General features: G+C 73.2%; 18 protein-coding genes and 1 pseudogene. 14 read left to right on the top strand and 5 right to left on the bottom strand.

What is annotated here, in order from left to right:
• Positions 1 to 9: 9 nt before the first annotated feature.
• The 3 genes from OHB09_RS30850 to OHB09_RS30840 are packed head-to-tail and all read left to right on the top strand — an operon-like array spanning position 10 to position 2,347.
• Entirely contained in the window at positions 10 to 753 is a 744-nt protein-coding gene (locus OHB09_RS30850; protein WP_006140041.1) for a glycosyltransferase family 2 protein, read from the top strand.
• Entirely contained in the window at positions 750 to 1,466 is a 717-nt protein-coding gene (locus tag OHB09_RS30845) for a TIGR04282 family arsenosugar biosynthesis glycosyltransferase (RefSeq protein ID WP_319351817.1), read from the top strand. Before OHB09_RS30850 ends, OHB09_RS30845 begins: the two co-directional genes overlap by 4 nt.
• Positions 1,463 to 2,347 carry a class I SAM-dependent methyltransferase gene (locus tag OHB09_RS30840; protein WP_191853614.1) on the top strand — a complete coding sequence of 295 codons (885 nt, stop codon included), beginning with the start codon at positions 1,463 to 1,465 and terminating at the stop codon, positions 2,345 to 2,347. Before OHB09_RS30845 ends, OHB09_RS30840 begins: the two co-directional genes overlap by 4 nt.
• A 367-nt stretch (positions 2,348 to 2,714) precedes the next feature.
• Here OHB09_RS30840 and OHB09_RS30835 read toward each other — a convergent pair whose 3' ends face one another.
• Positions 2,715 to 4,031 (bottom strand): molybdopterin-dependent oxidoreductase, encoded by a 1,317-nt coding sequence (locus OHB09_RS30835; RefSeq protein WP_191891811.1) that lies wholly within the window; start codon positions 4,029 to 4,031, stop codon positions 2,715 to 2,717.
• A gap of 114 nt (positions 4,032 to 4,145) precedes the next feature.
• Between OHB09_RS30835 and OHB09_RS30830 the strand changes: the two genes are divergently transcribed.
• A complete protein-coding gene (locus OHB09_RS30830) occupies positions 4,146 to 5,573 on the top strand; it encodes a hypothetical protein (RefSeq protein WP_374111925.1) in 1,428 nt (475 codons plus the stop codon).
• Positions 5,574 to 5,644: 71 nt separating this feature from the next.
• On the opposite strand, the gene OHB09_RS30825 is transcribed toward OHB09_RS30830, so the two are convergent.
• The gene (locus tag OHB09_RS30825; protein WP_191853612.1) at positions 5,645 to 6,100 is read right to left on the bottom strand and encodes a MarR family winged helix-turn-helix transcriptional regulator; all 456 of its coding nucleotides are present in this window, start codon (positions 6,098 to 6,100) and stop codon (positions 5,645 to 5,647) included.
• 247 nt (positions 6,101 to 6,347) lie between these two features.
• Here OHB09_RS30825 and OHB09_RS30820 point away from each other — a divergent pair, with 247 nt between their 5' ends.
• The 4 genes from OHB09_RS30820 (at position 6,348) to OHB09_RS30805 (ending at position 11,070) form a co-directional block, all read left to right on the top strand.
• The gene (locus tag OHB09_RS30820) at positions 6,348 to 7,805 is read left to right on the top strand and encodes an MFS transporter (RefSeq protein ID WP_328922880.1); all 1,458 of its coding nucleotides are present in this window, start codon (positions 6,348 to 6,350) and stop codon (positions 7,803 to 7,805) included.
• Between the two features lie 111 nt (positions 7,806 to 7,916).
• Positions 7,917 to 8,501 carry a cysteine hydrolase family protein gene (locus OHB09_RS30815; protein WP_006140047.1) on the top strand — a complete coding sequence of 195 codons (585 nt, stop codon included), beginning with the start codon at positions 7,917 to 7,919 and terminating at the stop codon, positions 8,499 to 8,501.
• Between the two features lie 162 nt (positions 8,502 to 8,663).
• Complete coding sequence (locus OHB09_RS30810) at positions 8,664 to 10,508, top strand: SpoIIE family protein phosphatase (RefSeq protein WP_328922879.1); 1,845 nt, start codon at positions 8,664 to 8,666, stop codon at positions 10,506 to 10,508.
• Positions 10,509 to 10,596: 88 nt separating this feature from the next.
• The gene (locus OHB09_RS30805; protein ID WP_006140050.1) at positions 10,597 to 11,070 is read left to right on the top strand and encodes a DUF4396 domain-containing protein; all 474 of its coding nucleotides are present in this window, start codon (positions 10,597 to 10,599) and stop codon (positions 11,068 to 11,070) included.
• 45 nt (positions 11,071 to 11,115) lie between these two features.
• Here the strand turns inward: OHB09_RS30805 and OHB09_RS30800 are convergent, their stop codons facing one another.
• Complete coding sequence (locus OHB09_RS30800) at positions 11,116 to 12,177, bottom strand: glucose 1-dehydrogenase (protein ID WP_328922878.1); 1,062 nt, start codon at positions 12,175 to 12,177, stop codon at positions 11,116 to 11,118.
• A 307-nt stretch (positions 12,178 to 12,484) separates the two neighbouring features.
• Positions 12,485 to 13,279 (bottom strand): annotated as a pseudogene (locus OHB09_RS33360) (sigma-70 family RNA polymerase sigma factor); the annotation flags it as partial.
• A gap of 298 nt (positions 13,280 to 13,577) precedes the next feature.
• On the opposite strand from OHB09_RS33360, the gene ctaD reads away from it, so the two are divergent.
• The 4 genes from ctaD (at position 13,578) to OHB09_RS30775 (ending at position 17,081) form a co-directional block, all read left to right on the top strand.
• Positions 13,578 to 15,290 (top strand): aa3-type cytochrome oxidase subunit I, encoded by a 1,713-nt coding sequence (ctaD, locus tag OHB09_RS30790; RefSeq protein ID WP_191853607.1) that lies wholly within the window; start codon positions 13,578 to 13,580, stop codon positions 15,288 to 15,290.
• Positions 15,291 to 15,294: 4 nt separating this feature from the next.
• Positions 15,295 to 15,687: an aa3-type cytochrome oxidase subunit IV gene (gene ctaF / locus OHB09_RS30785; protein WP_093600654.1), complete on the top strand. Its 393-nt coding sequence runs from the start codon at positions 15,295 to 15,297 to the stop codon at positions 15,685 to 15,687.
• Between the two features lie 56 nt (positions 15,688 to 15,743).
• Positions 15,744 to 16,448, top strand: a complete 705-nt coding sequence (locus tag OHB09_RS30780) for a PepSY domain-containing protein (RefSeq protein ID WP_328922877.1) — start codon at positions 15,744 to 15,746, stop codon at positions 16,446 to 16,448.
• Positions 16,449 to 16,586: 138 nt separating this feature from the next.
• Complete coding sequence (locus OHB09_RS30775) at positions 16,587 to 17,081, top strand: SPW repeat protein (RefSeq protein ID WP_050811168.1); 495 nt, start codon at positions 16,587 to 16,589, stop codon at positions 17,079 to 17,081.
• Positions 17,082 to 17,220: 139 nt separating this feature from the next.
• Here the strand turns inward: OHB09_RS30775 and qcrB are convergent, their stop codons facing one another.
• On the bottom strand, positions 17,221 to 18,861 hold the full coding sequence (gene qcrB, locus OHB09_RS30770) for a cytochrome bc1 complex cytochrome b subunit (RefSeq protein WP_328922876.1): 1,641 nt from the start codon (positions 18,859 to 18,861) through the stop codon (positions 17,221 to 17,223).
• Between the two features lie 215 nt (positions 18,862 to 19,076).
• On the opposite strand from qcrB, the gene OHB09_RS30765 reads away from it, so the two are divergent.
• The gene (locus OHB09_RS30765; protein ID WP_328922875.1) at positions 19,077 to 20,105 is read left to right on the top strand and encodes an amidohydrolase family protein; all 1,029 of its coding nucleotides are present in this window, start codon (positions 19,077 to 19,079) and stop codon (positions 20,103 to 20,105) included.
• Positions 20,106 to 20,207: 102 nt separating this feature from the next.
• On the top strand, positions 20,208 to 21,203 hold the full coding sequence (locus tag OHB09_RS30760; protein WP_093600666.1) for an amidohydrolase family protein: 996 nt from the start codon (positions 20,208 to 20,210) through the stop codon (positions 21,201 to 21,203).
• Positions 21,204 to 21,239: the final 36 nt, after the last annotated feature.

Here is a 21,239-nt window from a genome sequence, read left to right as displayed (position 1 = left end):
GTGAGGGCCGTGACGACCCCTTCTCCCCCCTTCCCCGCCCCGGACGACGCGTCCTTCGGGGCCGCGGACGTCGACGTGGTCCTGCCCTGTCTCGACGAGGCCGAGGCCCTGCCCTGGGTGCTGCGGCGCATCCCGCCGGGCTGGCGTGCCCTGGTGGTGGACAACGGCTCCACCGACGGCTCGGCCGAGATCGCCGCCGCGCACGGCGCGACGGTGGTCCACGAGGAACGCCGCGGCTTCGGCGCCGCCTGCCACGCAGGACTGACGGCGGCCACCGCCGGCATCGTCTGCTTCTGCGACTGCGACGCCTCGCTGGACCCCTCGCTCCTGGTGCCGTTCGTGCGCGAGGTCCGCGAGGGCCGGGCCGACCTGGTGCTGGGCCGGCGCCGGCCGCAGGGGCCGGGTGCCTGGCCCGCACACGCCCGGGCCGGCAACCTGGCGCTCTCGAGGATGCTGCGCCGCCGCACCGGGCTGCGGCTGCGCGACCTCGGCCCGCTGCGCGCCGCCCGCCGCGAGGCACTGCTCGGCCTGGGCCTGACCGACCGGCGCAGCGGTTATCCGCTGCAGATGGTGGTCCGCGCGGCCGACGCCGGCTGGCGGGTCGCCGAGCACGACGTGCCCTATCTGCCGCGCACCGGGGCCTCGAAGGTGACCGGCACCTGGCGCGGCACCTGGCAGGCGGTCCACGACATGCGCCGCGTCCTCGCCGAGCCGCCGGTGCGCCACCCCGCGCAGGAAGGCACGTCACGATGACCTCCTCCCCCACGCCCCCGCCGACGCTGCTCGTCATCGCCAAGGAGCCCCGGCCCGGCCGGGTGAAGACCCGGCTGACGCCGCCGTTCACCCCCGGGCAGGCGGCCGCCCTGGCCGAGGCCGCGCTCACCGACACCCTGGAGGCGGTGGCGGCGGCCCCGGCCGCCCGGCGCGTCCTGGTCCTCGACGGCCGGCCGGGGCCCTGGCTGCCGCCCGGCTTCGAGGTCGTGCCACAGTGCGCGGGCGGCCTGGACGAGCGGCTGGCCGCGGCCTTCGCACAGGTCACGGGTCCGGCCCTGCTCCTCGGGATGGACACGCCCCAGGTGACCCCCGCGCTTCTCACGGTCGACTTCGGGGACTGCGAGGCGTACCTCGGGCTCGCCGAGGACGGCGGCTTCTGGGCGCTGGGGCTCGCCGCGCCCGATCCGGCCCTGCTGCGGGGCGTGCCGATGTCCACCGACCGCACGGGCGCGGTCCAGCACGAGCGGCTGCTGCGCGCGGGGCTGCGGGTGCGGATGCTGCCGCCGCTGCGCGATGTCGACACGGCCGCCGACGCCCGCGCGGTCGCCGAGGCGGCTCCGGGCAGCCGTTTCGCCGCCGCGTACAACCGCCTCGCGACGGGCCCGGAGCGGCCGGGACCGGTGGCGACGGGCGACGGGCGGTCCGAGCGGGCCGCCGCCGGTGCCCGGCCGGTGCGAGGCGAGGCCCGATGACGACCGCACGCCCGGCCCGCCCGCCCGCCGTCACCGCCCCGGCCCCGGGCGTCACCCAGGTCGCGGGGGTCGCCCCGACGCCCCGCCCCACCCGTACGGCCCCCTCCCCCTACCGGGGCTCCCCGGCCTCCTCCTGGTCGGCGGACCCGTACGCCGAGGCCCTGCGCACCGGGCGCGGGCCCCTCTTCCTGCGGCGCTCGGACGGGTGGCTGCTGCCGCTGGAGGTGGAACGCTGGTGCGCGGCCGCCGACGCGGCCGACGAGGGGGTGCTGCGGCGCTGCGAGGGCCCGGTGCTCGACATCGGCTGCGGTCCGGGCCGGCTGGTGGCCGCGCTGGCGGCGGGCGGCCGGCCCGCGCTCGGGATCGACGTCAGCGAGGCGGCCGTGGCGCGCACGCGGCGGCTCGGCGGGCAGGCGCTGCGCCGCTCGGTGTTCGAGCCGCTCCCGGACGAGGGTCGCTGGGGCACCGTCCTGCTGGTCGACGGCAACGTCGGCATCGGCGGCGACCCCGTGTCCCTCCTCGCCAGGGCGGGGGAACTGCTGCGCCCCGGCGGGCTGCTGCTCGCCGAGACGGTGCCCGGGGCGGACGTCGACGAGCGGGCCGACGTCCGTCTGGTGCGGGAGCCGTACGGCGCGGGCGGCGGGGCCGGCCCGGCCGGGGCCGCCTTCCCGTGGGCCCGGCTCGGCGCACCGGCACTGCTCCGGTACGCCGCCCGGGCGGGCTGGCGCCCCGCCGGTCAGTGGTCGGCCGACGGGCGCCTCTTCGTCGCCCTGCGCAGCCGCCACAGGAACAGCAGCGCGCTGCCGCCGAAGAGCACGGCGGTGATCAGCAGCCAGCGGCCGAGGAACCCGTCGGCCGAGAGCGCGGTGGCGGACCGGTAGCGGTCCGCCACCCGGCCGCCGATCAGCGGGAACCACACCAGCAGCAGGAGCCCGGACAGTGCGGCCGGTACACGTACGTATCCGGCCCACTCCCGGCGCCCGAGCGTGCCGAACGCCCGCACGGCGGCGCGGTCGAGCCCTCCGTACAGCGGCACCAGGACCAGGTCGTGCAGCAGGGCCGCGCCCACGAACCACAGCACGATCCCGAACCAGTCCCCCGCCAGCAGCCGCGTCCCCGCGTAGCCGGCGAGCGCGAACGAGCAGGCGAGGAGCAGCAGTTGGAGCGGGCTGCCGAGGGCGACAGCCCTCGGCAGCGGCAGTCCTCGCGTCCGCACGGGACGGCTCCCCTTCTCCGGTCGGGCCTTCCTCACTTCACACCCCCGAAGCTCAGGCGGGTCACCCATTTGGTGTTGAGCACTCCGGGTGCCCCGGGCACGATCACGCGCGCGGGATGGCCGTGATCGGGTGTCAGTTCCTCGCCGTTGACGTCCAGGGCGAGCAGGGAGCGCGGGTCGGCGACCTGGTTGGAGCGCAGCGCCGCGTGGCGGAAGGCGCCGCGCCGCTGGAGCGACTCGACGAACACGTCCGGCGCGTCCTCGTGGCCGACCAGCGCGGCCAGGTCGCGCAGCCGCACTCCGCGCCACCACTGGTCGGAGGTGGACCAGCCCTCCACGCAGGCGATCGGCAGGGCGGAGCTGTGCTGGGGCATGGCGCGCAGCGCGGCCCTGGTCAGCCGGACGGTGCCGGTGCGCCCGGTGACGACCAACCGCCAGGCCTCCTCGTCGGTCTCCGCCGTCGAGATGCCGGCATACGCGGCCGTCTTGTTGATCTGGAAGCCGCCGGGGCCGCTGCCCGGCTCGGCTCCGCCGTGCGGGGCGAGGAGCGCGGTGCGGCGCAGCGGACCGTCGAAGCTGCGGCCGGCCGTGGTCGCGAACAGCAGCAGGGAGGCGCCACCGACCAGGCCGAACGCGCCGCGCCGGGAGACGGTGGGGTCGGCCGGCTCGGGGGCGGCGAGTTCGTCGGGCTCGTCCCGCGCCACCCGCGTGGCGCCCTCGCCGGGCTTGCCGTGCTCGCCGTGCTCCTCGCCGCCCTCCTGCGAGGGCGCGCGCATGCGGCGCAGATTGCGCAGGGCGGTAGGGGTGCGCAGGATCGCGTGCGCGAGGAAGGCGGCGAAGAAGACCCATGCCCCGTAGAAGTGCAGCGGGTAGAACGAGCCGGGGAAGACGTAGTCGAGCTGGATGTTGAGCACGCCCGTGGTGAACTCGAACAGCGCGCCGCCGACGAGGAGCAGCAGGGACAGCCGTTCCAGGGCATGGGTGAGGGACCGCGCGGGCGGCAGCGTGAACAGCTTGGGCACCACCGACCAGAGCTTGGCGAGCAGCACCGGGATCAGGGTGACGCCGAGGGTGACGTGGACACCTTGGGTGAGCCGGTAGAGCCAGGGCGGATCGGTGGGCCAGTCGAAGAGGTAGAAGCCGAGGATGCCCTTGTCGGGGGTCTTGTCGTTGACCGCCGCGAGGTTCGGGTTGTAGGCGGCGTACGACAGCAGCCCGGTCACGAACAGCAGGGTGATGCCGCCGAGGAGGACGACACCGAGGAGCGCGGTGAACCGGGTGCCGCGCACGGGGCTGCGCCAGAAGGAGGGCGCGAAGGGTGAGCGCGCGAGGAGGGAAGTCCGAGCCATGTGCCTGACCGTAGGCGCGGATCACCTGCGGGAAGGGGTTGCGAACGATGACGAAACGCTGACGTGTGCCCCGGCTTCCACCCGGTCGGCGCTTGTCCGGCCTAGCGTTCCGGTGTGAAACACGCCCCCCTCCGCGACCGTCTCGGCGGTCGTCCGCACGAGCGCCGTTCCGGCCGTCCCTCCGTGCGCCGCAGTGCCCGTTCCCGTGATCTGTACGTCCTCGCGGCCGCCGTGCTGCTGGTGACGGCGGCCGGGCTGATCGGCCTCGCGATCGAGCGCCGGGACGGCACCCTCCACGTCGGATGGCCGCCGCTGTACGCCACCTGGGAGCCGCACGTGGGCCCGGGCACCCCGGCCGCGCTGCTCGTGGCGGTCCTGGTGGTGGTGTACGGCCCTCCGCTTGCCGCCCGGTTGCCCTGGCGCGCACTGCTGGGGGCCGTGTGGGGGACGGCGCTGGCGTGGACGTTCTCCCTGGCCCTCGTCGACGGCTGGCAGCGTGGGCTCGCGCGGCGGCTGACCACCCGGTACGAGTACCTGAACGCCGTGGACCGGTTCTCCGACATCCCGGCCACGCTGCGGGACTTCACCCACCACATTCTGATCGACTCCCCCGCGCACTGGCCCCCGCACGTGGCCGGGCACCCCCCGGCCTCGACGCTCACCTTCGTCCTGCTCGACCGGATCGGGCTGGGTGGCGGCGCCTGGGCGGGCGTGTGGTGCGTCCTCGTCGGGACGTCGGCGGCGGTCGCGGTCCTGGTGACGGTCCGGGCGCTGGCGAGCGAGGAAATGGCCCGCCGGGCGGCGCCGTTCACGGTTGTGGCGCCGGCCGCGGTGTGGGTGGGGGCCTCCGCCGACGGGTATTTCGCGGGGGTCGCGGCCTGGGCGGTGGCCTGCCTGGCCCTGGCGGTGACCGGCCGCCGGCCGTGGGCCTTCGGCCTCGGCGCGGGGCTGCTGTTCGGCCTGACGGTCTACCTCTCGTACGGTCTCACGCTGTTCGCCGTGCTCGCGGGGGCGGTCCTGCTGCTGGGCACGCGGCGCCCGACCGTGCTGCCGTGGCTGCTGGCCGGCTGCGCGGTCGTGCCGGTGGTGTTCACCTGCCTGGGCTTCGACTGGTGGGAGGCGTACCGGCTGCTCGTACGGCGCTACTACCAGGGAGCGGGCGGGATCAGGCCGTACGGCTACTGGGTGTGGGCCAACCTGGCGTGCACGGTGCTGGTCGCGGGGCCGGCGACGGTGGTGGGGCTGCGCCGGACCGGGGGTGTGCTGGTGGGTGCGGTGCGCCGGACCGGCGTGCGGGCGCGGCCGCGGCCGGCCCGGTGGTCCTCCGAGGTGCGCCTGTCGGTGCTGGCGTGGGCGGCGCTGGGTGCGCTGCTGGCCGCGGACCTGTCCGGGATGAGCAAGGCGGAGACGGAACGGATCTGGCTGCCGTTCGTGATGTGGCTGCTCGCGGCGGGGGCGCTGGTGCGGGAGGTACGGGTGTGGCTCGCCGCCCAGGCGGTGCTGGCGCTGCTGCTGAACCATCTGCTGCTGACCGGCTGGTGACGGGCGGGCCGTGCCGGGGCGCGCCGTGAGGGGTGTGCCGTGAGGGGTGCGCCCCGGGCGGTGCTCCCGGTTCAGGGCCGGGGCCAGGGGCGGCCGCCGATGCGTTCGATGCCGGTGTTGAACCGCTTGAGGTAGGACGCGAAGGCGGCGATGTCCTCGTCCGACCAGTCGGCCATCACCCGGCCGAGTGCGTGGACGATCCCCTCGCGCTCCTCGTCGAGCAGCCGGCCGCCCTTGTCGGTGAGGCGGAACTTGCGGGCCATCCCGCCGTCGGGGTCCGGGATGCGCTCGACCAGCCCGGCCCGCATGGCGGCGGCGGTCTGCCGGTTGAGGGTGGAGGCGTCGAGGCCGAAGGCCTCGCTGAGTTCGCCGATGGACATGGGCCCCTGCACGCGGATGCGGCTGAGCAGGATGTAGGCGCTCCGTTCCAGTACGCCGTCCTTGCGCCGGCCGCCGCCCTTGTTCAGGAAGGTGTGGCGGCTGAGCAGCATCTGCTCGTACTCGACCTCGTGCGCCGGACTGTCCATCCCTACCGCTGCCTCCCGCTTCCCGGCGGGCCTCTCCCGCCCGCCGTGTCGCACGCGGGTGGCCCGCTCCATCGTCTCACAGGGCTGTGCATGGCACAGGTGACATGCTTGATACACATCGCATGTACGATGCACATCGCCCTGTCGGGCTGTCGCACGCGCCTTCGCGCACCGTCGCGCGTCCTCGCGCGGCCACCCGCGCCTTGCGGCCACCCGTGCCTTTCGGAGAACACAGTCGAGGAGTCCCATGGACGCCCCCCAGCCCACGGCCCGTTCGGGCGGCGTGGTCGCCACGCTGGCCCTGGCCGGCATCACGGCAGCGATCATGCAGACGCTGGTCACCCCGCTCCTGCCGGAGCTGCCGCGGATCCTGCACACCTCGTCGGCCGACACCGCCTGGGTCATCACCGTCACCCTGCTGGTGGGCGGCGTGTGCGTGCCGATATCCGGGCGTCTCGGCGACCTGCTGGGCAAGCGCCGGATGCTGCTCGCCTGCGCCGTGCCGCTGATCGCCGGCTCGGTGGTGTGCGCGCTGTCCTCCTCCGTGACTCCCATGATCATCGGACGCGGCCTGCAGGGGATGGGCATGGGCATGGTGCCGCTCGGCATCGCCCTGCTGCGGGACGTGGTCCCGGTGGAGAAGCTCAGCTCCTCCATCGCGCTGGTCAGCGCCTCCATGGGCATCGGCGGCGGGCTCGGCCTGCCGATCGCCGCGGCCGTCGCCCAGTACGCGAACTGGCGTGTGCTGTTCTGGGGTTCGGCCGTGCTGGCCGCCGCCGTCGGCGTGCTGATCTGGTTCCTGATCCCGGACGTCCCGGCGGGTGCGAAGGGGCAGCGTTTCGACGTGCCCGGCGCGCTCGGCCTCGCGGTCGGCCTGGTCTGCCTGCTGCTGGCGATCTCCGAGGGCGCCGACTGGGGCTGGGGTTCGGCCACCACCCTCGGCCTGTTCGCCGTGGCCCTCGTCGCGCTGGTGGGCTGGGGCTGGTGGGAGACGCGCACCACCGACCCGCTGATCGACCTGCGCACCACGGCGGCCCCGCGGGTGCTGCTGACCAACGCCGCCTCGATCTTCGTCGGCTTCGCCATGTACGCGAGCATGCTGGTCATGCCGCAGCTGCTGCAGTTCCCCGAGGCCACCGGGTACGGGCTGGGGCAGTCGATGCTGGCGGCCGGTCTGTGGATGGCGCCCGGCGGCGTCATGATGATGTTCGTCTCGCCGCTCGGCGGAAAGCTCACCGACGCGCGCGGCCCGAAGTTCACGCTGATCTGCGGGGCGCTGGTCATCGCCGCCGGCTACGGCCTGTCCATGGCACTGATGGGCACGGCCTGGGGTCTCATGCTGGTCGGCATCGTCATCAACAGCGGCGTCGGGCTCGCCTACGGGGCGATGCCCTCGCTGATCATGAGCTCGGTGCCGCTGAGCGAGACGGCCGCCGCGAACGGTTTCAACACGCTGATGCGTTCGCTGGGCACCTCGATCGGCGCCGCCGTCATCGGCGTGATCCTCGCCCAGATGACCACGACCATGGGCGGCTACTCCTTCGCCTCCGAGGACGGCTTCCGGACCGCGCTGCTCATCGGCGGCGGGCTCGCGCTGGTCTCCGCACTGATCGCGGCGGTCATCCCCGCCGTGCGCGGCGGCGAGCAGGGCGGCCCCGGAGCGGCCCCCGCCACCCCGGCCAAGGAAGCGGCCGTCCAGGGCTGACGGCCGCGTCGGGGGCGTTGTCGGTGGCCGGCTCTAGGGTGGCACGGACGGAACCGAGCCGGGGCCGGCCGGCCATCGGGTCGGCCACCGGCACGAACCCTGGGGGCTTCCATGACGACCTTGTCCGGCCGGCCGCACACCGCGCTGCTCGTGATCGACGTGCAGAACGACGTGATGACCGGCGCCCACGAGCGCGACGGCGTCGTCGCGAACATCTCGGCCCTGGTGGACCGGGCCCGTGCCGAGGACGTGCCCGTGGTGTGGGTGCAGCACTCGGACGACGGCCTCGCCTTCGGCAGCGAGGGCTGGCAGTACGTGCCCGAGTTGGCGCGCCGGGAGTCCGAGCCGCTGGTGCACAAGAAGTACGGGGACTCCTTCGAGGCCACGGACCTGGAGGAGGTGCTCGCCTCGCGCGGTGTCGGACGGGTCGTGGTGACCGGCGCGCAGACCGACATGTGCGTGCGCTCCACGCTGCACGGCGCCTTCGTCCGGGGCTACGACGTGACGCTGGTCTCCGACGCGCACACCACGGAGGACCTCACCTCCTACGGGGCGCCCACCCCTGCGGAGGTCGTCGCCCACACCAACCTCTACTGGGGGTTCCACGGCGGCCCCGGCCGCCGGGCGGACACGGTCGCCACGAAGGAGGTCACCTTCGCCGCGGCCCCGGCGGGAGGACCCGCCACGCGGGACTGAGCCACCGCGACACCCGGCGCCGCCTCCCGCGGGCCGCGGCGCCGGATGTCCCGGGCGGTCACCCTCCCCACGCTCCGATCCGGCCCCGTGCCGCAAAACGGTTCAGACTGGACCCAGGGGGAACCGAGGGGGTCGGACCGTACGGAAAGGCGGTGAGGGTCCGTGAGCGGCTCCGACCGTGCCCCGGGACCGGACTTCTCGGCAGCCGTCCTGCACGACCTGGGCGCCGGCGTGATCACGACGGACCCGGACAGCCGCATCACCTCCGTCAACCCCTGGGCCGAGGAGCTGCTGGGCCGGTCCGCGGCCGACATGATCGGCCAGGACGCGCACGACCTGCTGCACCGCCGGGCCGACGGCGGCCGCGTGCCGCGTGAGCAGTGCGCGCTGACCCGGCCGCTGCGCGAGTCGGGGGTGACCGAGCAGGGCAGCGACGAGTACCTGCTGCGCGCGGACGGCACCCCGGTGCCCGTCATCTGGGCGAGCACCCCGCTGCGGCTGGACGGCGGCCGGGCCGGGTCCGTGGCCGTCTTCCACGACTTCAGCCTGCACCGCAGCGCCACCGAGCAGGCGGCCGCCCACACCGCCGCGCTGGAGGAGCTCACCGCCCGGCTGCATCTGGTGGCCGACATCTCCTCGGTGCTGATGACCGGGGTGAGCACCTCGGGCAGCATGCGCCGGCTGCTGCGGCTCCTGGTCCCCGGAATGGGCGCATGGGCGGCGGTCGACGTGTGCGCCGAGCACTCCACGGCGCTGGAGCGGATCACCGTGCGCAGCGCCCACCACCGCCGTACGAGCCGGCTGAAGGGCACCCTGCCCCCGCCGGAGGAGAGGACCCGCCAGGCACTGGCGCGGGCGCTCAACAGCGACCGGCCCACCCGGCTGACCGCCGCCGAGCTGCGCGAGAACCCGGACGCGCCGCTCGCCGCGACCCACGGGGCGCTGTTCGAACGGCTCGGCGGCGACTTCGCGGTCGTCGTGCCGCTGCGTACCCGGCAGCGGCCGTACGGGCTGCTCACCGTGGCCCGGGAGGGCGCCCCGCACAGCGATGCCGAGGCCGCCGTACTGGCCGACATCGGACGGCGGGTGGCCCTGGTGATGGACAACGCCCGGCTCTACCACGAACAGCGCAACGTCGCCGAGACCATGCAGCGCCAGTTGCTCGCCCCGCTCCCCCAGGTGGACCACCTGCGGATGGCCGCGCGCTACCGGCCGGCCCAGCGGGCCATGGAGATCGGCGGCGACTGGTACGACGCCTTCCTGCTCGGTGACGGGGTCATGGCCCTGGTCATCGGGGACGTGGTCGGGCACGACCTGAAGGCCGCCGCGCACATGGCCGAGGTCCGCAACATGCTGCGCGCCCTGGCCTGGGACCATTGCGAACCGCCCAGTCTGATCATGCGCCGGCTGGACGAGGCGGTGACGAACACCAGTGACGCCCCGATGGCCACCATCGTCTTCGCCCGGGTCGAGGGTCCCGAGGGCGGGCCCTGGCGACTGCACTGGGTCAACGCGGGCCATCCGCCTCCGCTGCTGATCACCCGTGAGGGCAACACTCGTTTCCTCCAGGGTGGGCACGGCCCGCTGATCGGCATGAGCGCCACCCTGCACCTGGGCCTGAGCTGGCCCGACGCCAGCGAGGAGCTGCCGCCGGAGAGCACGCTGCTGCTGTACACCGACGGTCTGGTGGAGAGCCGCAACCGCCCGATCGACCTCGGCATGGCGACCCTCCGCCACCACGCCGGTGTGCTGGCGCGGCGGCCCGCGGGCGACACCGTGGACGACTTCTGCGAGGCGCTGCTGGAACGGATCGCACCGAGCGGCGACGACGCGGCCCTGCTGGCGCTGCGGCTGCCCGCGGCCGGCGCGGGAACGGCGGACGACCCGTTCCCGGTGCCGCCGCCCCAGTCCTCGCACAGTCCCGCCGCGCCCGACCGGGCGGCTCCCGGCTCTCTCCAGGAGCATCCGCCGGTGGAGGACCCGAGCCGCGGCTTCCGCGAAGAGTGAGGGTGTTCCAACACAAGGGGGAATACCCCCCTGGGGTATAGCGTTGGTGCCGTACGCAGGCACCCGGACTCATCGAGGGGGACCACTCATGGATCACGCGTCACACGGCGGCATGCACTCGCACGGGCTCGCGGACTGGGGCACGGCCGCACGGGCGACGGCGCACTGTCTGACCGGCTGTGCCCTCGGCGAGGTCGCCGGCATGGTGATCGGCACCGCGGCGGGGCTGCACAACGCGGCGACGGTCGTGCTGTCCATCGCCCTCGCGTTCGTGTTCGGCTACGCGCTGACCATGCGGGGCGTGCTGCGCGCGGGGCTGCCCCTGCGGCGGGCGGCGAAGCTGGCCCTGGCCGCGGACACCGTCTCCATCGCCGTGATGGAACTGATCGACAACACCGTCATGGTCGGTGTGCCCGGCGCCATGACCGCCGGGCTGTCCGACCCGCTGTTCTGGGGCGCCCTGGCGTTCTCCCTGGTTCTGGCGTTCCTCGTCACCCTCCCCGTCAACCGGTGGATGATCGGCCGCGGCAAGGGGCACGCGGTCGTGCACGCCCACCACTGAGGTGCCGCACCCGGCCGGAACGGGAGGCGGCGGACCGGCGGCTCCTCAGAAGGCCCCGGGGTCCAGCGTGATCACCGTCTTGATGTCGCCGGGACGCCGCTCGAACGCCTCCTCCGCGCGTTCCAGCGGCACCCGGCGGGTGAGGAGGCGGTGCAGCCAGTCGGCCTCGGCCCGGGCCAGGGCGTCGGCGGCCTGCCGGTAGTGCCGCAGGTTGGCGTTGACCGAGCCGATCACGGCGTCGTTCTCCAGGACGATCTCCCGGTTCACCAGACCCGCGTCCACGCTCGTGCGGCGCCCCGCGGGCGAGACACCGGTGAGGCAGACGATGCCGTAGGCGGCGGTGCCGCTGATGCAGTCGAACACCACCGATCCAGCGCCGGTGGCCTCGACGACCACTTCCGGACGGAGACGGGGGACGAGGTCGGCCGCGTCCCCGGCGTGGTAGGTCGCCCCCAGGGCCCGGACCGCATCCGGCTTCGCCCCGTCCTCCACCCGGTCCAGCACATGGACGTCCAGGCCGCGCTGCCGTCCCAGCAGGGCCGCGAGCAGACCGATCGGGCCCGCGCCGGTCACCAGCGCCCGGCGCGGCTCGAACCATGCGCGGCCGCCCACCCGTTCGATCTGCTCCCAGGCCTTGGCCACCACGCTGGTCGGCTCCATCAGGACACCGGCGAGGCCGAGCGCGGGGTCGATCCGGACGGCGTAGTCCGCCTCCACGCACCACCTCTCGGCCCCGTAGCCGTCGCGGCCCTTGATGCCGCGCTCCTCGTAGCGCCCGTTGCGGCACATGTCGAACTCTCCGTGCGCGCAGGCGCCGCAGGGCACCGGATCGGGGCGGCGCACCACGCCGGCGACCAGGTCGCCCGGGGCGAACCCACTGCCGTCCGGGGCGCGTTCGACCCGCCCCAGCGACTCGTGCCCCAGGATCAGCCGGTCGCTGCCCCTGGGCGCCTCGCCGTACTCCCCGCGCGCGATCTCCCGGTCGGTGCCGCAGACGCCCAACGCGAGTCCTCTGACGAGGAGTTCGCCCTCGGCGGGCACCGGCTCGTCGACGTCCTCCGGACGCGGGGTGGTGGCGTGGCCGGGTCGGACCGTCAGGGCGCGCATGCTGCTCCTTCTCGACAGGGGTGAGGACGGGGGACGGCACCGGGGCCGGGTCGGCACGCGGGCCGCGCGGCGGGCCCTCGGCCGTGCGGTGCGCCACCGCTTCGGCCCCGGGCCGGTCCTGCCCCGTGCCGTCCGGCCCCGTACGGGTGCCCTTGGCGGCCGGCGTCATGCGCGGGCGGGAGGGCAGGGGCGGGGGGCCGGTCTCCACGGGTGGCGGCGTGGATTCGGGCGCCGGTTCCGGCGGTGCGAGCCGTGCGCGCAGACGGGACAGACAGCGGGCGAGGAGGCGGGAGACCTGCATCTGGGAGACGCCCACCGCCGTGGCGATCTGCTGCTGGGTCTGGTCGTGGAAGAACCGGAGGTACAGGATGCGCCGTTCGCGGTCCGGCAGGCAGCGCAGGGCCTCGGCCAGCGCCAGGCGGTCCACGACCAGGTCGAGCGCCGGGTCGGGGCCGCCCAGGGTGTCCGCCACCGAGCGGCCGCCGGTCGGCCCGTCCCGGTCCGGGGTGTCCAGGGAGCGCAGCCGGCACGCCGTCTCCGAGCGCAGCGCCTCCGTGACCGCCTCCGCGCTCACTCCGCTGACGTGCGCGATCTCGGCGGCCGTGGGGGCCCGGCCGCCGAACCGCTGCTCCAGTTCCCGGCGGGCGTGCCCCACCCGGAGGCGGGCCTCCTGCACCGGTCGCGGCAGCCGCAGCAGCCCGCTCCGGTCGCGCAGATGGCGCTTGATCTCACCGGAGACGGTCGGCATCGCGTAGGCGAGGAAGGCGTGGCCGCGGCCTGGGTCGTAGCCGTCGACGGCCTTGACCAGTCCCAGGCAGGCGATCTGGGCCAGGTCGTCCGGGTCCTCGACGGTGACGTTGCGGTACTTGGCGGCGATCCGGCGCGCGAAGGGCACGAGCCGGCGGATGGCCTCCTCGCGTGCCGCCCGGCGCGCGGGCCCGTCGGGCAGGGCGTGCACCCGGCCGACGAGGGCGTCGATCCCCTCGGACGTCAGTTCGGGCGACGGATCCGGCGCCGGCTCCGGGTCATCGGCCGGTGAGGGCGGGGCGCTCACGCCGCCGGTTCCGTGCTCCGACGGCGCGGAGCTGGTCAGAGTCGTCATCTGGGCCTCGTACTGTCAGCAGGAGTCGGGACTGGGACAGCGGGTGCCCCGCATCGTTTGCCCTATGCAAAGGTTCTGCCCTTCCGCTGCGCCGCACGGCCGGATCACTGCTTCCCGGGTGGTGGTCGTCCCCTGTTTCCCCACCATGCGGCCCGCCGCGCCATCCGGCGTCCGCTGCTCGTCCATCCCGGTGCCCCGCCCCGCGGGTGCGCGACGTTTGGCGAGTCGCCGCCGGGGCTACCCCGCTCCGGTCCCGCCGGAGACCGGCTCCTTCGGAACAGCGCGTCGGAGGGCGTCCATGTCGCAGACTCATCCCGGGCCGGCCAGGCCGGTGGAGGCCGAGCAGAAGCCCCGGATCTCCGTGGGCGAGCGGGTCCGGGACTACCTCACCACCACCGACCACAAGAAGATCGGCAACCTCTACCTGGTCACCTCGTTCGCGTTCTTCCTGGTGGCCGGAGTGATGGCGATGCTGATGCGCGCCGAACTGGCCCGGCCCGGGCTGCAGATCCTCAGCGCCCAGCAGTACGACGAGCTCTTCACGATCCACGGCACGATCATGATGCTGCTGTTCGCGACGCCCACCTTCGCCGGGCTGGCCAACGCGATCATGCCCCTGCAGATCGGTGCCCCGGACGTCGCCTTCCCCCGGCTCAACGCGCTCACGTACTGGCTGTTCCTGTTCGGCGGCCTGACCGTGCTCTCCGGGTTCCTCACCTCGGGGGGTGCGGCGCCCTTCGGCTGGTTCGCCTACGCGCCGCTGAACAGCGCCGTCGAGTCTCCCGGGGCGGGCGGGTCGCTGTGGGCGACGGGGCTGGTGGTGGCGGGCCTGAGCACGACGCTGGGCTCGGTCAACTTCATCGCCACGATCATGTGCCTGCGCGCCCCCGGCATGACGATGTTCCGGATGCCGATCTTCACCTGGAACATCCTGTTCACCTCGATCCTGGCCCTGCTGGCCTTCCCGGTGCTCACCGCCGCCCTGCTCGCCCTGGTCGCCGACCGCGAGTTCGGGGCGCACATCTACGACTCCGCCACCGGGGGCGCCCTGCTGTGGCAGCACCTGTTCTGGTTCTTCGGCCATCCGGAGGTCTACATCGTGGCGCTGCCGTTCTTCGGCGTCGTCACGGAGGTCATCCCGGTGTTCAGCAGGAAACCGGTGTTCGGGTACGTCGGCATGGTGGGCGCGACCATCGCGATCACCATGCTCTCGGCGACCGTGTGGGCGCACCACATGTTCGCCACCGGCGCGGTGCTGCTGCCGTTCTTCTCGATGATGTCCTTCCTCATCGCCATTCCGACCGGGGTGAAGTTCTTCAACTGGATCGGCACGATGTGGCACGGCAGCATCTCGTTCGAGACGCCGATGCTGTGGGCGCTCGGCTTCATGGTGACGTTCCTGCTGGGCGGGCTCAGCGGCGTCATGGTGGCCTCCCCGGCGCTGGACCTCCATCTGACCGACAGTTACTTCGTCGTGGCCCATCTGCACTACGTGCTGTTCGGCACGATCGTCTTCTCGCTCTTCGCCGGGCTGTACTTCTGGTGGCCGAAGATGACCGGGAAGATGCTCGACGAACGCCTGGGGAAGATCCACTTCTGGACGCTGTTCCTCGGCTTCCAGACGACGTTCCTGGTCCAGCACTGGCTCGGCGAGGCGGGCATGCCGCGCCGCTACGCCGACTACCTGGCGAGCGACGGCTTCACCGCCCTGAACACCGTCTCCTCCATCGGCGCCTTCCTGCTGGGCATGTCGACGCTGCCGTTCCTCTACAACGTCTGGAAGACCGCCCAGTACGCGCCCGAGGTCGAGGTCGACGACCCCTGGGGGTACGGGCGTTCGCTGGAGTGGGCGACCTCCTGCCCGCCGCCCCGGCACAATTTCGACACCCTGCCCCGCGTACGGTCCGACTCCCCCGCCTTCGACCTGCACCACCCCGAGTTCCAGCGCCACCTGAACCCGGAGGCGCGCGGGGAGTCCGAGCCGACCCCGGACACCTTCGAGGGGCGCTGAGCGCATGAAGCACGAGAGTTACCTCTTCGCCGGTGTCTCCCTGTTCTTCCTCGTCACCGCCGCCGCCTACGGGTGGTTCTCCCGGGAACCGGCCGGCACCGTCGCACTGCTGGTGTCCTGCCTGATGGCGGGGGTCATCGCGTTCTTCTCGATGGTCAACTACCGGCGCAAGGGGCTGCGCCCGGAGGACCGCCCGGACTCCGAGATCCGCGAACGGGCCGGCGCGGTCGGCTTCTTCCCGCCGCACAGCCCCTACCCGGTCGTCACCGCCCTGGGCGTCACGGTCCTCGCCGTCGGGGTCGTGTACGGCGCGTGGCTCGCCCTGATCGGCCTCGGCGTCCTGGGCGGCGGCGTCTTCGGACTCGTGTTCCAGTACGTCGAGCGGCGGGGCGCCTGACCCGCCCGGCGGCGAGCCACCCGGACAGGCCCCGGCTCCGAGAAAGGACGTCCCCCATGCGGAGCAGCCCGCACCCCCGGACCGTACGCCGCCGCGGCCGGCATGGACTGCCGGCCCTGCTGCTCGCCGCCGGAGTGGCCCTGACAGGGTGCACGGACTACCGGCTCGAGCCGCCCACCGAGGTGCTCCCGCAACTGGAGTTCCCCTACGACGAGGCCTTCGCCAAGGCGCGGCACGAGGTACCGGACAGCCGGCCGTTCTCCTTGGGCCTGCGGGACAGCGACGCGCCGGCACCCGTCTGGTACGGCAGGGTCGTCACGCCGGACGGGACGGTGCACGAGGTGCGGATGGACGCCGTGCGGGGCCGGGTGCTGGGCACGTCCGTCCCGGCCGGGCAGAGCGCCTCGGCGAAGGCGCGGACCGCCGCCCTCACCGAGCGGGCGCGGCTGCTGCCCTCGGAGGCGGTCGGCAGGGTCAAGGAGCCGTACTTCGGCAAGGTCACGCAGATCGAGCTGAGCGAGGGCAGGAGGAAGGCGGTGGTGTGGCGGATCACCGTCGCCGCGATCCGCCAGGACGATCTGCGCACGTATCAGGTGGACGCGGTCACGGGCGAGGTGCTGAGCGTCCGCGAGGGCGGTCCCGCCGCGAGGGCGACGGTGGCTCCGCCGTCCACCGCGCTGCCGACGCCGCCCACGGTCTCGCCGCCCGAGCCGCCGAGCGGCCCGCCGTCCACACCGGCCCCGTACCAGCCCTCCCCTTGACCCGGTAGGCGCCCCCACCCCCCGCATCACGCCGCACACTGCGGGTTAAAACGGGATAAGTAGGGCATAAATCACCTGAACGGGGGCACCCCACGCTCACAGAGCAAAGACCTCCATTGAGGAGAGGAGACGACAGTCATGTCGTATCCGCAGCACTCCAACGGGCCGCGGCAGACGCATCCCGAAATGGGCTCGCACTCGGACATGTCCACGCATCCCGAGATCGCCGAGATGCGCGCACGCCTGGAGCGGACCGGGTCCAGCGGCCGGGCCATCGCCCTCGAGGGGCTGGCCCTCATGGCGGGCCTGTACGCGGCCATCTCGCCCTGGGTGATCCACTACTCGTCCGCCGCGCCCAACCTCCGCACGAACAACCTGATCATCGGGCTGGCAGTCGCCCTGGTCGCCCTCTGCCTCACCATGGCTCCGGAGCGCATGCTCCGGATGGCGTGGGTGCTCCCGCCGCTCGGCATCTGGCTGCTGATCTCCCCGTGGGTGGTCACCGTCGGTCACACCGCACGGACCGGCGCCATCTGGAGCAACGTGGTGGCGGGGGCGGTCACCTGCCTGATGGGACTGGCCGCCATGGGATTGACGGTCGGCATGAACAAGCGCAAGCGTCAGTCCCACTGACCCTTTCACCGCGCTTCAGGGGCCGGTACGACCCGCGGACGTCCTGTCCGCCCGGTCGCGCCGGCCTCCTTCCGTGCGCCCGCACCACCGCGGAAGCCGCCTGCACCGACCGCCTGCACCGACCTCCTCCGGGAGCCGCCTACTCCTCCTCCGGCGCGCCACCCGCGACCGGGCCGGCCGTGCGGCCGGAGATCTCGCGGCGTTCCTCGTCGGTGAGCGACAGTTCGACCCGGTCTGCGTAGTACCAGGCACTGAGTCCGGCCCGCAGCCGCTGCCGCAGCGGGGCGCCAGGCCCCGGATCCTCGAGGGGCCGCGGGATCTCCCGGACCAGCAGGCGGTAGCGCCGCTCCGCCCCCAGCGGCCGGTGGGTCTCGCCCATCCCGCCCGCCACGTCCTGCTGGACCTGCCCGCTCTCCTCGCCCTCCGCCAGGAGCCGGCGTTCATGGCGCTGGAGCGCGAGGCAGACCCGCCGGGTGAGCAGGAAGGCGGCGACCGGGGCGAGGAAGAAGGCGGCCCGGAAGAGCCACGTGAGCAGGTTCAGGTCGGCGTGGAACTCGGTGGCGATCACGTCGTTGCCACCGGCCATCAGCAGGACCGCGTAGCCGACGAGGGCCGCGACGCCGAGGCCGGTGCGCACGGGCCGGTCGCGCGGCCGGTCGCACAGGTGGTGCTCCGCCGTGTCGCCGGTCACCCACCGCTCGAACACCGGATACAGGTACAGCACGAGGAACAGCAGGGCCGGAAGGACCACGGCCGGGAGGAAGACGTTCCACATGACGGTGTGTCCGGCCACGTTCCACTCGACACCGGGCATCAGCCGCAGCGCACCCTCCAGGAAGCCCACGTACCAGTCGGGCTGGGCGTCGGTGGAGACCTGGTCGGCGCGGAAGGGCCCGTAGGACCAGATCGGGTTGATCTGCGCGACCGCGCTCATCGCGGCGACCAGACCGAACACGATCAGGAGCAGGCCGAGGGACTTGGCGGTGTAGACCGGGAAGAGCGGCTTGCCCACCACGTTGCGGTTGGTACTGCCCCTGCCGGCCCACTGGGTGTGCTTGAGGTACACCACCATGATCAGGTGCAGCACGATCAGCGCCGCCATCACGCCGGGCACGAACAGGACGTGCGTGATGTAGAGCCGCCGGTCGATCACCTCCCCCGGATACTGCCCGCCCCACAGGAAGAAGGCCAGGTACGTCCCGACCACCGGGATCGACTGCACGATGGAGTCGGCGGTGCGCAGACCGGTGCCGGAGAGCAGGTCGTCGGGCAGTGAGTAGCCGCAGAAGCCCTCCACCAGGGCGAGCAGGAACAGCGTGACGCCCACGAACCAGTTGGTCTCGCGGGGCCGGCGGAAGGCGCCGGTGAAGAAGACCCGCAGCATGTGCACGCCGATGGAGGCGACGAACACGAGCGCCGCCCAGTGGTGCATCTGCCGGATCAGCAGCCCGCCGCGCACGTCGAGGCTGAGGTGCAGGGTCGAGGCGTAGGCCTCGGAGACCAGTACGCCCCGCAGTGGTTCGTAGGAGCCGCGGTAGGGGACCTCGGCGAGGCTGGGGTCGAAGAAGAGGGTCAGGTAGGTGCCGGTGAGGACCAGCAGGACGAAGCTGTAGAGGGCGATCTCGCCGAGCAGGAACGACCAGTGGTCGGGGAATGCCTTGCGCAGCAGGCGTCCGGCCAGTTCGGAGGCGGGGGTACGGCGGTCCAGGACCACATAGGTCCGGAAGGCGCCCTGCCGGGCCCTCGCTCCGGCTCGCGCCCTCCGTCGCCCGAGCAGCATGCCCGCACCACGCTCCCTCCGCCTCGTCGCCGTCCCTGCCGCGCGCCGGGGCCGGCCGGCGCCGCGGCGGCCCGGGGGTACCCGGAGGCCTCCTTCCTCAATCGCCGTCGGGCGGAGGGAACCTTTTACCGGGGAGGGGATTGTCAACAATTTCGTCAGCGGTTAAGTTGGCGACCACATCGCCCCCCCTCTCCCCCTTCCGAGGTAAGCCCCGCATGATCATCGACTGTCACGGTCACTACACCACCGCCCCGCCCGCTCTCGAGGCCTGGCGCGGCCGGCAGGTGGCGTCCCTCACCGATCCCGCGGTCACCCCGCCCACCCCCGGTGACCTGCGCATCAGTGACGAGGAGCTGCGTGAGACCGTCGAGTCCCACCAGCTCCGCCTGATGGACGAGCGCGGCATCGACCTGACGGTCTTCTCCCCCCGCGCCTCCTTCATGGCGCACCACGTGGGTGACTTCGCCACCTCCTCCGCGTGGGCCGCGCTCTGCAACGAACTCGTCCACCGCGTCAGCACCCTGTACCCCGAGCGCTTCGCCCCGGCCGCGATGCTGCCGCAGTCCCCCGGCGTCGACCCCGCCACCTGCGTCCCGGAGCTGGTCCGCTGCGTGGAGGAGTACGGTGCGGTGGCGGTGAACCTCAACCCGGACCCCTCCGGCGGCCACTGGACGGCCCCGCCGCTGACGGACCGCTCGTGGTATCCCGTCTACGAGAAGATGACCGAGTACGACATCCCGGCGATGATCCATGTGAGTACCAGCGTCAACCCGGCGTTCCACACCACCGGCGCGCACTACCTCAACGCCGACACCACCGCGTTCATGCAGCTCGTGCAGGGTGACCTGTTCAAGGACTTCCCGACCCTGAAGCTGATCATCCCGCACGGCGGCGGAGCCGTCCCGTACCACTGGGGCCGCTTCCGTGGCCTGGCCATGGCGCTGGGCAAGCCGGCGCTGGAGGAGCACGTGCTGAACAACGTGTTCTTCGACACCTGCGTCTACCACCAGCCCGGCATCGACCTCCTCCTCGACGTCGTGCCCGCCAAGAACATCCTGTTCGCCTCGGAGATGATCGGCGCCGTCCGCTCGGTGGACCCCCGCACCGGCTTCCCTTTCGACGACACCCGGCGCTACACCGAGGCCGCGAAGCTGTCCGCCGAGGATCTCGCGGCCGTGCGGGAGCACAACGCCCGCACCGTCTACCCCCGGCTCGACGCCCTCCTGCGGCGCCAGGGCCGCTAGGGCCCGTTCCATCATTCCCGCCCTGCCCCGCACCACCTCCCCGACGGGCCCGTTCGCCCCCCACCGCTCCCCGCCGAGGACGCTCCCCCACTCGGAGATCCCATGAGCACCCTCTCCCCCAAGACCCCCGGCTGGCTCGACTGGTACCGCGCCCCCTCCCGGCCCCGGTTCACGCTGCCGTCCGGCACGGTCGACACCCACTGCCACGTCTTCGGCCCGCAGGCCGAGTTCCCCTTCGCCCCCGAGCGGAAGTACACCCCCTGCGACGGCGGCAAGGAGGACCTGTTCGCCCTCCGCGACCACCTCGGAGTCTCGCGCAACGTCCTGGTGCAGGCCACCTGCCACGGCGCGGACAACTCCGCCATGGTCGACGCCGTACGGGCGGCCGGCGGGCGGGCGCGCGGTGTCGCCACCGTCCGCCCCGACATCACCGACCGGGAGCTGCGCGAGCTGCACGAGGCGGGGGTGCGCGGCGTGCGGTTCAACTTCCTGCGGCGGCTGGTGGACACCTCGCCCAAGGAGGACCTGGCCACGATCGCCGCCAGGATCGCCCCACTGGGCTGGCACGTCGTGCTGTACTTCGAGAGCGCCGACCTGCCCGAGCTCGCGGACTTCTTCGGGGCGCTCCCCACCCCGCTGGTCATCGACCACATGGGACGCCCGGACGTGACCCGGCCGGTCGACGGACCCGAGTTCACCGGATTCCTGCGGTTCGTGGCCGGCAACGACGTCTGGGTCAAGGTGACCTGCCCCGAGCGGCTCACCGTCACCGGCCCCGCCGCGCTCGACGGCGAGCGCCACGCCTACACCGACGTGGTGCCCTTCGGCCGGCGCGTGGTCGAGGAGTTCCCGGACCGGGTCCTGTGGGGCACCGACTGGCCGCACCCCAACCTGAAGAGCCACATGCCGGACGACGGGCTCCTCGTCGACCACATCCCCCACGTCGCGCCCACCGCCGAGCAGCGGCGCCGCCTGCTGGTCGACAACCCGATGCGCCTGTACTGGCCCGAGGAGGCCACGGAGCCCGCGCGCCCCGCACGGTCCGAAGAACGCGAAGAAGCCGAAGAAGCCGAAGAAGCAGTCTCGTCCGCCCCGTGACGAAGCGCCCCCGGAACGACCCGGAAAGAGAGCCGC

It is taken from the genome of Streptomyces griseoaurantiacus, assembly GCF_036189845.1.
In the GTDB taxonomy this organism is placed as follows: domain Bacteria; phylum Actinomycetota; class Actinomycetes; order Streptomycetales; family Streptomycetaceae; genus Streptomyces; species Streptomyces griseoaurantiacus.
Note: the sequence above shows the minus strand (reverse complement) of the source record. Positions and strands in the feature narration are given on the sequence as shown.